The organism is Vibrio lamellibrachiae, assembly GCF_050337265.1.
Taxonomy (GTDB): Bacteria; Pseudomonadota; Gammaproteobacteria; order Enterobacterales; family Vibrionaceae; genus Vibrio; species Vibrio kyushuensis.
Genome location: NZ_JAKJSU010000005.1, coordinates 321052 through 333305 on the forward strand (window position 1 = coordinate 321052; position 12254 = coordinate 333305).

The window sequence follows — 12254 nt, forward strand, 5'->3', positions numbered from 1 at the left end:
TCATTAAGCGGCCAACCCAAGTAATTTCCCCTGATTCAATAAGATCAAAAACAGTGAAAAACAGCGCACAAATGATCGCTAGTTTAAAAAGACGAATAAAGATAAACATACTGAGCCTAGTAAGTGGATATTTGAAAGTGCCAGTAGCTTACTGGCTGCAATGGAAAAGGCAAGACCTCTACTCTATTACCTCAGTGGAATGAGTAACGTCCTATCAATTATGCATCAGTTCTTAGCATGCCCAAGAGTTGTTCAAAATTATTAATCACTATATCTGCTTGGTTTTTAAACTCACTGTCGCCGTATCTATCAAAAAGACACGCGAGCATATTGGCATTTCGAGCAGCTTCTAAATCAAACTTATAATCCCCCACATAAACCAGCTCGCTGACATCTAGCTTCAATGTGTTAGCAAGAATGAATAATCCTTCAGGGCTTGGTTTAGGCGGACAATCTTCTCGCGTGAGCATCAAATCAATCGGTAAGGCTAAGTTGCTGAGCATCATTTGGCTTGCAGGCCTTATGTTTCGGGTCAGAATAGCGGTTGGATAGCCATCTTGGTGTAACGCGTTGATAAGCTTTAACGCTCCGGGCATTAGGGTTGCAGTTTTAGCTGCTTTCATTTCAAAATCAAAAACCGTTTTATTCGCCGAGATTCTTTCCTTTTCACTCTCCATTTTATCAATATATTCAAGAATTGGTTCCCCATGAGGAAAACCAAGCTGTTGTCTTAATTGATGAAAATCGAGTTTCGAGTCCACCAGCGTACCATCAAGATCAAAAATAACGGCTTTAATATGAGAAAGGTTCAATCGTATCTCCAAAGAAAAGGTAACTAGGGCTTCGAACGTTTACTGTGTTGTAAACATTGACGAAAACACCATTTAACTTCCACTTTACGCGGATTAGAAACGTTCGCAATACAACATCATCCAATATGAGCCACAATTCATAAAAGTGTAAGCAAAGGTTAATAGATGTAAGTTAGCATTGTTTGTTCATACAGATAGTAAACTTGTTGACTAGAGTTTAAATTCCACGCCAATTTTGGCTGGGACAATCATTAGCTAATCTGGAGGTTACAATGGAAAAGTACTGCCCAAACTGCCATACAGAATTGATCGGTAGAGCCAATGTTCATGTCTGCCCAAGACACGCCATTGGAGACTGCACTTATGATGCCTACCAACTTGATCTCAGTACGCACGCTGAAGTACCTCACATTGAGGAGCACAGATCTTTAGAAGCAGCAGTTAACTAGCGCATGGTTTAAATGATTAGAGAAGAAGTCTAAAATGTAGACTTCTTCTCTATGAACTCTTATTTACCCATACATTCATTACACAACTAAATATAGATATCCAAATCACGCATTACCTGACCATACCCACCCGCCATTAGTCCTGCAATTTTCCCCTTTTCGACTTCAAGGTCGACCGTGATTAAACTCGTCGAAGCAGGCTGCATATAAGCGCCTTGTTCTATAAGAAGCGTGGTTTTTCTCACACCAAGATAATCTCGTAAATAACTCGCCAATGGTCCCGCGGCCATACCTGTAGCTGACTCTTCCTCTATAGCGAATCGAGGTGCAAACATACGTGTCGTTGCGTCTTTATCCGTCACCGTTTCATCAACTGTAAATACGTAATAGCCAATCAAATCCAACTTCTCACTAATCTCAGCGATCTGTTCAAAATTCGGCGCTATATTTCTTAGATCCTCACCGCTTCGTACGCCGATAATAATGAAACTGTTTCCGGTATTCACTAATGTAATCGGTGCGCTAGGAGCCAAGCTTTGTTCTGAGATATTTAATGATGCAAGGACATCGTCGGTGGTAACGCCCTTCGATTTCCAATCATCTTCTTGAGAGTACCTTGGGGCTAACTGCTCCATATAAGCCGCGCCATTTTTAATGAGTATCTTCCGCGGACCGTCCACTGTTTCTTTGCTTGAGTCGCCTTCTTTGATCGTGCCACTTTCAGCCAAATAAGAGAAAGTCGCTATAGTCGCATGCCCACAATGGGCAATTCGGCGATTGGGTGTGAAGAAGTCTAATTTAAATGCCTCAGTCTGCGATTTAGAAACAAAAGCCGTTTCAGACAATCCAATACGCTGTGCAATGTTCAACATATCCGCTTCAGAATAATCATCAGCATTGAGAACCACACCCGCGGGATTACCACCTTGCCCGTTAGTTACGAAACCATTCACGATGTGCGCTTTTATATGACGTTGTTCAGTATTCATGCTATTTCCCTATCAAAGTTTCATCTTGTTGTTAGGAATAATAGATAGGTTCGACTACTATAAATACTCATATAAACATGAGTTAAATTCATGAATGACAATCAAGAGAAGTTACTCATTCGCCTGAGCCAAGCTGCACCGATGCTGGCCGCTATTGGGGAAGAACTTAGTTTTACCAAAGCCGCTGATACACTCAATATTCAGCAATCGGCAGTGAGTCATCGAGTTCGATCTCTCGAGCAAGCTCTAGGCGTTACGCTCTTTGAACGCACAACAAGGAAACTCGTGCCAACCGAGGCTGGCTTAGTATTATGCCATGCAGCTAAAAAGTCCCAATCGATATGGCCAAAGGCACTTGATAAGCTCAGTGAGTTACAATCGACTGCACAAATAAAACTCTCGCTCTCTTCATCACTGGCAATGAAGTGGATGATACCGATACTGAGTCATGCACAATCACATGACATTAATATTTCGCTCAATGTGAGTGACGAACCTGTGAATTTTGATCATGAGCCTATAGATGTTGCCATTAGGTTTGGAACAGGCCCATATCCAGGGTTGCACTCTACACGTCTGAGCCGCTGTTCGTTACAGCCTGTCGTTAGCCCTGCGTTGATGAGCACCTTTGAAGAAGACGTTGAATCATTATTTATTGGCAGCGATACAACGCTATTGGGTGATCGTCTTGGAGAAAAAGATCGTACTCAATTCGACTGGAAAAGTTACTTTGAAGGAACTAGCTATGATGGTGATGTATCGAAGCTACCTACACATCAGTTCGACCGCGCCGATTTAATGCTGCAAGCCGCGATTAACGGTATTGGCATTGCTTTGGGGCGTACCCTACTCATTGAACAGGATATTCAGTCCGGATTTTTGAAAAAGGTTGGCCCACCTGTCGCAATCCAATCAGGATATTGGCTAGTGTGTAAGCCAAGTTTCGCTGAGGGCCAGCGTTTTGAGTCCTTGTATCAATGGCTCAAAGAGGAAATTAAACGAACCTAATGATAGTTATGTACAAACAAGCATGACAAATTAGAACTATTCAGTTGCGCTTTTTACGCCGCATCCTTTGATCACAAGTTGTGTTAAGAACTCTGCTGCGTCAGCATAATCTTCATTATCTAGGGTATCTTTTTCCATCACATTACAGATCTGCCAACTAAAGTCAGCGTAGGTTTGAGTTGCTGCCCATATAGTGAACATTAAATGATGTGGTGGGACTACATCCATTAAGCCTTGGTCAGACCATGCTTTGAACTTATCTAGAATCATTTGAGACTGTTTGAATAGCTCTTCACCCACTTCACTAGGCAATACTTTTGCCCCCGACATAACTTCATTAGCAAATACTTTTGAGGCATAAGGGTAATCACGAGAGATACGTAGTTTGGTTTGAATGTATTGAGTTAACGCTTCGACGGGGTTGTCGAGATGCTCAATAGGACGGGAGGCTTCCAGTAACGGCTGAGTAACCATTTCCAGTACCGCATAGTAGAGCTTGTCCTTGCTACTAAAATAATAGAATACATTGGGTTTCGGAATGTTGGCAGCTTTGGCAATATCGACCATTTTTGTGGCAGCGTAACCATTTATGGCGAACTGTTCACTGGCAACTTCAATAATAAGCTGTTGGTTTTTCTCTCTAATCCGAGACATGCGTTTACCTATCCATAGGGTCTTCTTTGTCATAGTAATTAATTTGTTCGATAAGTCCAATAGATATAAAGAGTTAAAACTATTTATGGGATAAAGCGGGAAAGAAAAAATCCCGACCTTGAATCAAAAGCGCCTGCTAAGAATGAATAGGTGAAGCGCCTATTCGCTTTGTCTTCAAGGGACGGGAACGCGCATAAAAGGAGACGAAACTACGCGATTTGCGAGGAAAAATCCGAGTGATCGCCTGCCCAAGTAATCACTCTATAGGGTACTTACGCTGCTTCTATTTGAGTCGGTATAATTTAGTGGAAATAATCTAAACATAACGACCCAAACAGCGTAAATACTAGCCTTCTTTGCTCATTCAATTCTCAGCGTAAAGTTACTTACGAATCGAATGGTCTGAACGATTTTCAATTGCTTTGATCAGTGCTGAGTGGTCCCAGTTTTCACCACCTAATGCCGCGCACTCACCAAACAACTCTTGTGCGTTTGCTGTATTAGGAAGGGCTACTTTCAGCTCTTCTGCACCGCTTAACGCCAAGTTAAGGTCTTTCTGGTGAAGTGCGATTTTGAAGCCTGGATCAAACGTCCCTTCAATCATTCGTTCACCGTGCACTTCTAGAATTTTCGAGCTAGCAAAGCCACCCAATAGAGCTTGGCGAACACGTGCTGGATCTGCGCCTGCTTTAGAAGCAAAGACTAAGGCTTCTGAAACCGCTTCAATATTCAGTGCAACAATGATTTGGTTTGCTACTTTCGTTGTTTGACCTGCGCCATTGTCGCCCACTAGTGTGATGTTTTTACCCATCACTTCAAACAGAGGCTTTGCCACGTCAAATGCAGTTTGATCGCCACCAACCATGATGCTTAGCGTACCGCCTACTGCACCAACTTCACCACCTGAAACAGGAGCATCTAGATATTGAGCGCCACTCTCTTTAACGCGTTTAGCAATAGCTTGCGTTGCCATTGGTGAGATTGAACTCATATCAATTACAAGCTTCGTTTCCGCGTTGTCACCTAAGCCTTGCTCAACACCGTTATCACCAAATAGAACGTCTTCCACTTGCGGTGTATTTGGCACCATCAAGATAATAACGTCAGCAACCTGCGTTGCTTCTTTTGGTGAATGAGTCACGATAGCGCCAGCTGTTACAAGATCTTGTGGTGCTGGGTTAAAGTGGTCAGTAAATACCAACTGATGACCTGCTTTTTGCAGATTTTCAGCCATTGGCTTACCCATGATTCCTGTTCCGATAAATGCTATTTTCATACTTTGTTCTCCATAACTCATTATTGAATATTCTGCTTTAACTCGATTGTTCAGTTATCACGATTCAATTAACGATATTGATTAAGCCAATCTAAGCCGTCTGTCGTTGTTGTCTTTGGTTTGTACTCACACCCAACCCAACCGGTATAACCAAGGCTGTCTAGGTGAGCAAGTACGAATGGATAGTTGATTTCGCCTGTTCCCGGCTCATTACGTCCTGGGTTATCAGCCAGCTGAACGTGGCCAATATGAGCGATGTTATTACTCATGGTTGGCGCAAGGTCGCCTTCCATAATCTGCATGTGGTAAATGTCATACTGAAGTGACAAGTTATCGCTGCCAACTTCTTTGATAATACCCTTTGCTTGCTCTGTGTTATTAATAAAGAAGCCAGGTATATCGCGAGTGTTAATCGCCTCGATAACCATAGAGATACCTTGAGCTTTTAGTGCTTCAGCCGCGTATCTTAGGTTAATCACGAGCACTGAATAGGCGTCTGCCTCAGTCACACCTTTTGGTGCGATACCCGCTAAACAGTTGATTTGCGTACAACCGAGTACTTTCGCGTATTCAATCGCTTTTGCTACACCTGATTGGAACTCGGCAACACGGCTAGGGTCAACTGCAATACCTCTGTCTCCAGCATTCCAATCGCCAGCAGGCAAATTGAACAGAACCTGTTCCAGCTTGTATGTGTCCAGGTTTTGTTTAATTTCCTGTGCGCTAAAGTCATAAGGAAATAGATATTCTACCCCTTGAAAACCCGCATCTGAGGCTGCTTTGAAGCGATCTAGAAAATCAACTTCGTTAAAAAGCATCGATAAGTTGGCGGCAAATTTTGGCATGATGTTCTCCTTAATTTTCATGTAAGCCAAATCGTGTAAAGTCCATCACACATAACACCGCTGTTGATAACGTTGGTGGAGCCTTATGTGCGACAGTCCTTACTAATAGCGTGCATTACATGAAATAGTATTGGTTCTTAAGCTCGTGTTATTTGTAACTCTCTAAGCTGTTTGCTTACGTTATTTACATAAGCTATTTACTGAATCTATTGGCTTAAGTTATTACGTAACGCTGTTGGCGCATCTTCAAGTGTTTCAGCTAGAGATTCGAATTCATTGATGGCGTTAATCTCAACACCCATCGCAATGTTCGTAACGCGCTCTAGAATTACTTCAACGACAACTGGCACTTTATGCTTGTTCATTAGCGATTTTGCATCTTCAAAAGCTTGTGGCAATAGGTCAGGATCTCGAACTCGAATCGCTTTACAACCTAGGCCCTCAACAACCGCTACGTGGTCTACGCCGTAACCTTCAAGCTCTGGTGCGTTTTGGTTTTCAAAAGCTAACTGAACACAGTAATCGATATCAAACTGTCGCTGTGCTTGACGAATCAGGCCAAGGTACGAGTTGTTCACGACAACGTGGATGTATGGAAGGTTAAATTGAGCACCAACCGCTAACTCTTCGATCATGAATTGGAAATCGTAATCACCAGAGATAGCAACTATAGGACGGCTTGGATCTGCGGCACGTACACCTAGCGCAGCAGGAATAGTCCAACCTAGAGGGCCAGCTTGACCACAGTTGATCCAGTGGCGCGGCTTATAAACGTGAAGCATTTGCGCTGCAGCAATTTGCGACAAACCAATCGTACTTACGTAACAAGTTTCGCGATCAAATGCTTTGTTCATCTCTTCGTAAACACGCATTGGTTTAACAGGAATTTCGGTATAGTGCGTTTTACGCAGCATGGTTGCTTTACGCTGCTGACACTCGTTCACCCACTGGCTACGATTCGGCAGAATACCTTTGTCACGCCACTCTTTCGCTACTTCTACTAGCTGCTCAAGTGCCGATTTCGCATCAGATACGATACCTAGATCCGGACAGAATACGCGGCCAATTTGCGTCGGTTCGATATCAACGTGAACGAACGTACGATCTTTGGTGTAAACATCCAATGAACCCGTATGACGGTTTGCAAAACGGTTACCAATACCAAATACGAAATCTGATTGAAGCATGGTTTCGTTACCGTAACGGTGCGCAGTTTGAAGCCCTACCATACCCGCCATCAGCTCATGGTCATCAGGAATCGTTCCCCAACCCATTAATGTTGGAACAACAGGAACACCGGTAATTTCAGCGAACTGCTGAAGCAACTCAGATGCCCCAGCATTAATAACACCACCACCAGAGACAATAAGAGGATTCTCAGAATCACACATCATCGACATTGCTTTTTCAGCTTGCTCTCTTGTCGCTTTAGGTTTGTAAGCTTCTAGAGGTTGATAGGTTTCGATATCAAATTCAATCTCAGCTAACTGAACATCAATGGGTAGATCAAGTAGAACCGGTCCAGGTCGGCCTGAGCGCATAATATGGAACGCTTTTTGGAAAGCACGCGGTACTTGAGCTGGCTCTAGTACGGTTGTTGCCCATTTGGTTACTGGCTTAGCAATAGTTTCAATGTCTACTGCTTGGAAATCTTCTTTATGCAGTCTTGCGCGTGGTGCTTGGCCTGTAATACATAAAATTGGAATCGAATCCGCTGATGCAGAATAAAGCCCCGTGATCATATCTGTTCCCGCTGGGCCTGATGTACCTATACATACACCGATGTTGTCTTGATTGGTACGTGTATACCCTTCCGCCATATGGGAAGCACCTTCAACATGGCGTGCCAGCACATGATCAATACCTTCCAGCTTTTTCATTGCGGCATACATTGGGTTAATAGCTGCACCTGGAACACCAAAGGCGATATCAACACCTTCTAGTTTCATTACCTCAACTGCAGCTTCTATTGCTTTCATTCTAGCCATGTGAATCTCCCTTTCGGATTGTATACAATTTAAAACGACTTTGTACACTATGAGCTTTTCTCAGAATTTGGCAAGAACAAATTTAACATCAAAATAACAACCACACGCATTCCTAAGTGGTTACTAACCTCAAGGCCCCTAACCCACTTAGCTTTATATAAACTATCTTTACGTTAAATTAATTTCACTCGAATATTAATGATAATACTTTGTTAAAATTACTTTGATTGTTTACTAGAATTACAATATAAGTAGACATGTAAATTTGATTTTGTATACAAATTCAATCGGTATTGTTTAAGGAGACGAACAATGAATTCAAATGACACAGCGGATCGCACTGATTTTTCTACACCAAAGCTTTCGGAGTCGAAGCTAGAAATATTAGGTGATAATTGTAACCCAGAGTACAAATCGATCCTGTCTAAGCCTGCTATTACCTTTCTACATAAACTAGTAGAGACCTTCCAAGATCGTAGAAACAGCCTATTAACTGCAAGAGATGTTGCCCAAGCAGAATATGACAAAGGCGCTCTACCCGATTTTAGACAAGACACACGCCAAATACGTGAAGATAAACAGTGGCGTGTTGCCCAAATTCCAGCACCACTGCTCGATAGACGAGTAGAAATAACCGGCCCTATTGATCGAAAAATGGTTATAAATGCCATGAACTCTGGTGCAAAGGTCTTTATGTGCTGCTTTGAAGATGCCTCTGCGCCTACATGGGAGAACATGATTGATGGTCAAGTTAACCTGCGCGATGCCAACCTAGGTACGATCAGCTATTCAGATGAAGCAAAAAACAAACAATACGAGCTTAATGCAGAACATTCACAACTGATTGCACGCCCTCGTGGAATCCATCTACCTGAACAAGGTATTAACTTTAATGATGAGGCGATTGCGGGTTGTCTAATGGACTTCGCGCTGTACTTTTTTCATAACTATCAAAGCCGTGCTGAGAAGGGATTGGGCGTTTACTACTACATTCCCAAACTAGAAAGCATGGAAGAAGCGCAATGGTGGGATGATGTTTTCCGTTTTACTGAAGATTATTTCAGCGTGGAACGCGGAACCATTAAAGCAACAGTATTAATTGAAACCTTACCTGCTGCTTTCCAGATGGACGAAATTCTCTACGCTATGCGTGACCACATCGTTGCGATGAACTGTGGCCGCTGGGATTACATCTTCAGCTACATCAAAACACTGAAAAATCATGCCGACCGAATTTTGCCAGACAGACATGGCATTGGCATGAATCAAGATTTCTTGAACGCTTACAGTCAGTTATTGGTACGCACATGTCATGCTCGTGGCGCACTGGCTATGGGGGGAATGTCAGCTTTTATTCCAAATAAAGATCCTCAAAAAATGGCGGCAGTCACCGCGAAGGTGATTGAGGATAAACAACGCGAAGTCACCAATGGTCACGATGGTACTTGGGTGGCTCACCCTGCTCTTGTTGACCTTGCTATGTCTACCCTCAACAAGCACATGAATGGCAAAGCCAATCAACTGGATTTTAGTAGCCCAACACACACCATAGATGCAGACCTGCTGCTTAAACCTTGCACCGGCAGACGCGATGAGGAAGGCGTTCGTAAAAACATACGTATTGCGCTGTATTACATCGAGTCATGGATTCAAGGCAAAGGCTGTGTACCAATCTACGGATTAATGGAAGACGCTGCTACTGCTGAAATTTCACGAGCAAACATTTGGCAGTGGATCCACCACGGCATCACTCTGGATGATGGCCAACCTTTTGACAAAGAACGTTTGCATAAATGGCTCTATCAAGAGCTCGATACAATTTCACAAGAAGTTGGAGAAGCTCGTTATGCTGCTGGGCGATTTAAAGAAACCGCCGATCTATTTTACGATCTTTCAACAGCAAAACAGTTTGCCAACTTCCTAACTTTACCAAGCTATCCGCTTCTTAAAGGAGCTAGTCGCCTATAAGCTTTATCTATAGGCACTCTTACTCCTCAAAAAGCACCGATAGCGATCATAGACTTAGGAGATAACATGGGAAGTTTAACTCTTCAACAAGCGTTGACCATTATTGACGGCACGCTAAACGCAGGGCAACAAACCAATAGTGCACCACTTACCGTTGCAGTACTTGATAGCGGTGGAAAGCTTATTTCACTCCAGCGCCAAGATGGCTCGAGTATGATGCGACCTGATATTGCGGTTGCAAAAGCATGGGGAGCTTTAGCGCTCGGTTGCTCTTCAAGAAAGCTCGCTCAAGATGCAGATACACGTCCTGCGTTTATCTCTGCTGTGAATGTTCTCGCTCACGGAAACATGGTGCCTGTACCGGGCGGTTTATTGATTCGTGATGAGGAAAATACGGTACTCGGTGCTGTGGGTGTAAGTGGTGATGTCTCTGACGTTGACGAAAGTTGTGCGCTTGATGGAATAAGTCATGCAGAGCTGTTTTGTGATGAGATGGTGGCTTAATCAACACCAATCTATCTAACGTGCTACTTATAGCTCTCTAGCTACATTTAACACGTTCTTGATGGCTTCTACTATGTCCCTTCATACAGTGGAGGGACAACTACTTTGCTCAAACGATATGAATAAACACAACCCTCAGTATTGGTAAGTATCAATAAGAGAAACCAATTGCATAATTTCAAGCTCATACCAAAACTCTTAGAAATAATGAAGGGAATACTCAATTTTTGACATATTACATGCTCTAAAGTCGCCATTTCATTAAGTTATCCTATAGTTACAGTAACTAAGGATATTACGCATCAAGTAGCATGGAGATGACACATTGAGTTCTTCTTTATACCTAAAATACGGCGGCTTTGGGCAAGTACACCAAATCGTGGAAGTGTTTTTTGATCAAGTGTTGGCTTCAGAAACGCTAAGCCCCTACTTCGAAAACACCAACTTTAATGCGTTGATTGACCATCAAGTCAATTTTATAAGCTCCATCATGGGTGGTCCACAAAACTATGATGACAGAGAGCTATTAAACGCTCATAGCCGGTTTTCTATCAGCGAGGACGCATGGTCTGAAGTAGTCTCAATATTAACAGAAGTACTCACTAACTTTGGTGTTGAAAGCCACGACATTAAGCAACTACTTGATACTATAACAACGAAAAAAACGTTAATTCTCGGCTAGAGAGAGTATTGAACATGAAAGATAGGTTTGGTTTATTCAACTCAATACCTGCACCCATCATTTTGTTTGACCCAAAAACAAAACGCTCGGTGTTTCTCAACGAGTGCAGCCGTCAACTATTTGAACTCAGCAACAGTAAACAAGCGCCTTCCGGTAATGTCTTGATTGGTAAGCTTGAAAATATGCTTAGCCAATATGTTGAAGGAGAAAAGAACACACATCAGTTTACACTTGAAATTGCACAAGCTCGTTGCCGTATGATTTATGAATTCACCTTCAATTATTGCTCAATCACTAACCTTATCGTTACACATGGGCAAGACATCACTCAACTGAAAAAGTCGCAACAGCTGCTTCGTAGCTCATCACACATGCTTGAGAAGTATAGCCATGACATGCATGTTCTCGCCCACGTTGATCAGCTCACCAATATCCCTAATCGACGGTCGCTGTTTGCTAAGTTCGATGAGATGAAACAAGCAAGTAAAGAATTAGACTGCGCGGTTAGCATTATTGATATCGACCATTTCAAACGCTGTAACGACACCTACGGTCATTGTTTTGGTGATGATGTGTTAAAAGCTTTTGCAACGCATATCAACCAGCATTTAACCGATTCGCAATTTTTTGCTCGCCTTGGTGGAGAAGAGTTCTGCATCATCCACAATGGCGCCGATTCTCTTACGCATCTAAAAGAACTAGAATTCATTTTGCTCGCGGTCAGAGCCCTACCGTTGACTACCCCTTCAGGGACATTAACTACGGTAAGTTTTAGTGCTGGAGTTGCCGACAGTATTAACTCAGTCGACTCATTAGATGATCTATTAAGAAAAGCGGATAAAGCCCTTTATTACGCAAAACAAAATGGACGCTCTCAAATCATCAGATATTCAAAATCTATTCCGTTGGATAACGAATATCAGGTAAAGCATGGTTGCAGCGAGCGGCAAAACACCTATTAATTTCTAGGTACTGTATTTATAGAGCTATTAGCTACTTGAAATAGAGTTAAATTAGCTGCTTAGGGTTATGGAAGAGAGTTTTAAAAAATAGATATATTAATAGTTAAGGCCAATGAG

At 42.6% G+C, this 12254-nt stretch carries 12 protein-coding genes; 6 read left to right on the forward strand and 6 right to left on the reverse strand.

Annotation, left to right across the window (positions count from 1 at the left end; all coding sequences use genetic code 11):
* Positions 1-218: 218 nt before the first annotated feature.
* On the reverse strand, positions 219-812 hold the full coding sequence (locus tag L4C54_RS07010) for an HAD family hydrolase (RefSeq protein ID WP_428807606.1): 594 nt from the start codon (positions 810-812) through the stop codon (positions 219-221).
* A 272-nt stretch (positions 813-1084) separates the two neighbouring features.
* On the opposite strand from L4C54_RS07010, the gene L4C54_RS07015 reads away from it, so the two are divergent.
* Positions 1085-1261 carry a hypothetical protein gene (locus L4C54_RS07015; protein WP_428799911.1) on the forward strand — a complete coding sequence of 59 codons (177 nt, stop codon included), beginning with the start codon at positions 1085-1087 and terminating at the stop codon, positions 1259-1261.
* An 86-nt stretch (positions 1262-1347) separates the two neighbouring features.
* On the opposite strand, the gene L4C54_RS07020 is transcribed toward L4C54_RS07015, so the two are convergent.
* The gene (locus tag L4C54_RS07020; protein WP_428807607.1) at positions 1348-2250 is read right to left on the reverse strand and encodes a PhzF family phenazine biosynthesis protein; all 903 of its coding nucleotides are present in this window, start codon (positions 2248-2250) and stop codon (positions 1348-1350) included.
* 90 nt (positions 2251-2340) lie between these two features.
* On the opposite strand from L4C54_RS07020, the gene L4C54_RS07025 reads away from it, so the two are divergent.
* Positions 2341-3258, forward strand: a complete 918-nt coding sequence (locus L4C54_RS07025) for a LysR family transcriptional regulator (protein WP_428807608.1) — start codon at positions 2341-2343, stop codon at positions 3256-3258.
* Positions 3259-3294: 36 nt separating this feature from the next.
* Here the strand turns inward: L4C54_RS07025 and L4C54_RS07030 are convergent, their stop codons facing one another.
* From L4C54_RS07030 to gcl, 4 genes are all read right to left on the reverse strand, one after another.
* Entirely contained in the window at positions 3295-3912 is a 618-nt protein-coding gene (locus L4C54_RS07030; RefSeq protein WP_428807609.1) for a TetR/AcrR family transcriptional regulator, read from the reverse strand.
* A 382-nt stretch (positions 3913-4294) separates the two neighbouring features.
* The gene (locus L4C54_RS07035) at positions 4295-5209 is read right to left on the reverse strand and encodes a 2-hydroxy-3-oxopropionate reductase (RefSeq protein WP_428807610.1); all 915 of its coding nucleotides are present in this window, start codon (positions 5207-5209) and stop codon (positions 4295-4297) included.
* A 47-nt stretch (positions 5210-5256) separates the two neighbouring features.
* Positions 5257-6033, reverse strand: coding sequence for a hydroxypyruvate isomerase (gene hyi / locus L4C54_RS07040; RefSeq protein ID WP_428807611.1), 777 nt, complete (start codon positions 6031-6033; stop codon positions 5257-5259).
* 206 nt (positions 6034-6239) lie between these two features.
* Positions 6240-8021 carry a glyoxylate carboligase gene (gene gcl / locus L4C54_RS07045; RefSeq protein WP_428807612.1) on the reverse strand — a complete coding sequence of 594 codons (1782 nt, stop codon included), beginning with the start codon at positions 8019-8021 and terminating at the stop codon, positions 6240-6242.
* Positions 8022-8333: 312 nt separating this feature from the next.
* On the opposite strand from gcl, the gene aceB reads away from it, so the two are divergent.
* From aceB to L4C54_RS07065, 4 genes are all read left to right on the forward strand, one after another.
* Positions 8334-9989 (forward strand): malate synthase A, encoded by a 1656-nt coding sequence (aceB, locus tag L4C54_RS07050; protein ID WP_428807613.1) that lies wholly within the window; start codon positions 8334-8336, stop codon positions 9987-9989.
* Between the two features lie 66 nt (positions 9990-10055).
* Complete coding sequence (locus tag L4C54_RS07055; RefSeq protein ID WP_428799903.1) at positions 10056-10493, forward strand: GlcG/HbpS family heme-binding protein; 438 nt, start codon at positions 10056-10058, stop codon at positions 10491-10493.
* 325 nt (positions 10494-10818) lie between these two features.
* Positions 10819-11175 carry a group I truncated hemoglobin gene (locus L4C54_RS07060; RefSeq protein WP_428807614.1) on the forward strand — a complete coding sequence of 119 codons (357 nt, stop codon included), beginning with the start codon at positions 10819-10821 and terminating at the stop codon, positions 11173-11175.
* Between the two features lie 14 nt (positions 11176-11189).
* A complete protein-coding gene (locus L4C54_RS07065) occupies positions 11190-12137 on the forward strand; it encodes a GGDEF domain-containing protein (protein WP_428807615.1) in 948 nt (315 codons plus the stop codon).
* Positions 12138-12254: the final 117 nt, after the last annotated feature.

Bases quoted from the DNA above. Each gene is read 5' to 3' on its own strand.
- L4C54_RS07015 (WP_428799911.1), top strand. From the start codon at position 1,085: ATGGAAAAGTACTGCCCAAACTGCCATACAGAATTGATCGGTAGAGCC.
- L4C54_RS07020 (WP_428807607.1), bottom strand. From the start codon at position 2,250: ATGAATACTGAACAACGTCATATAAAAGCGCACATCGTGAATGGTTTC.
- L4C54_RS07025 (WP_428807608.1), top strand. From the start codon at position 2,341: ATGAATGACAATCAAGAGAAGTTACTCATTCGCCTGAGCCAAGCTGCA.
- L4C54_RS07030 (WP_428807609.1), bottom strand. From the start codon at position 3,912: ATGTCTCGGATTAGAGAGAAAAACCAACAGCTTATTATTGAAGTTGCC.
- L4C54_RS07035 (WP_428807610.1), bottom strand. From the start codon at position 5,209: ATGAGTTATGGAGAACAAAGTATGAAAATAGCATTTATCGGAACAGGA.
- hyi (WP_428807611.1), bottom strand. From the start codon at position 6,033: ATGCCAAAATTTGCCGCCAACTTATCGATGCTTTTTAACGAAGTTGAT.
- gcl (WP_428807612.1), bottom strand. From the start codon at position 8,021: ATGGCTAGAATGAAAGCAATAGAAGCTGCAGTTGAGGTAATGAAACTA.
- aceB (WP_428807613.1), top strand. From the start codon at position 8,334: ATGAATTCAAATGACACAGCGGATCGCACTGATTTTTCTACACCAAAG.
- L4C54_RS07055 (WP_428799903.1), top strand. From the start codon at position 10,056: ATGGGAAGTTTAACTCTTCAACAAGCGTTGACCATTATTGACGGCACG.
- L4C54_RS07065 (WP_428807615.1), top strand. From the start codon at position 11,190: ATGAAAGATAGGTTTGGTTTATTCAACTCAATACCTGCACCCATCATT.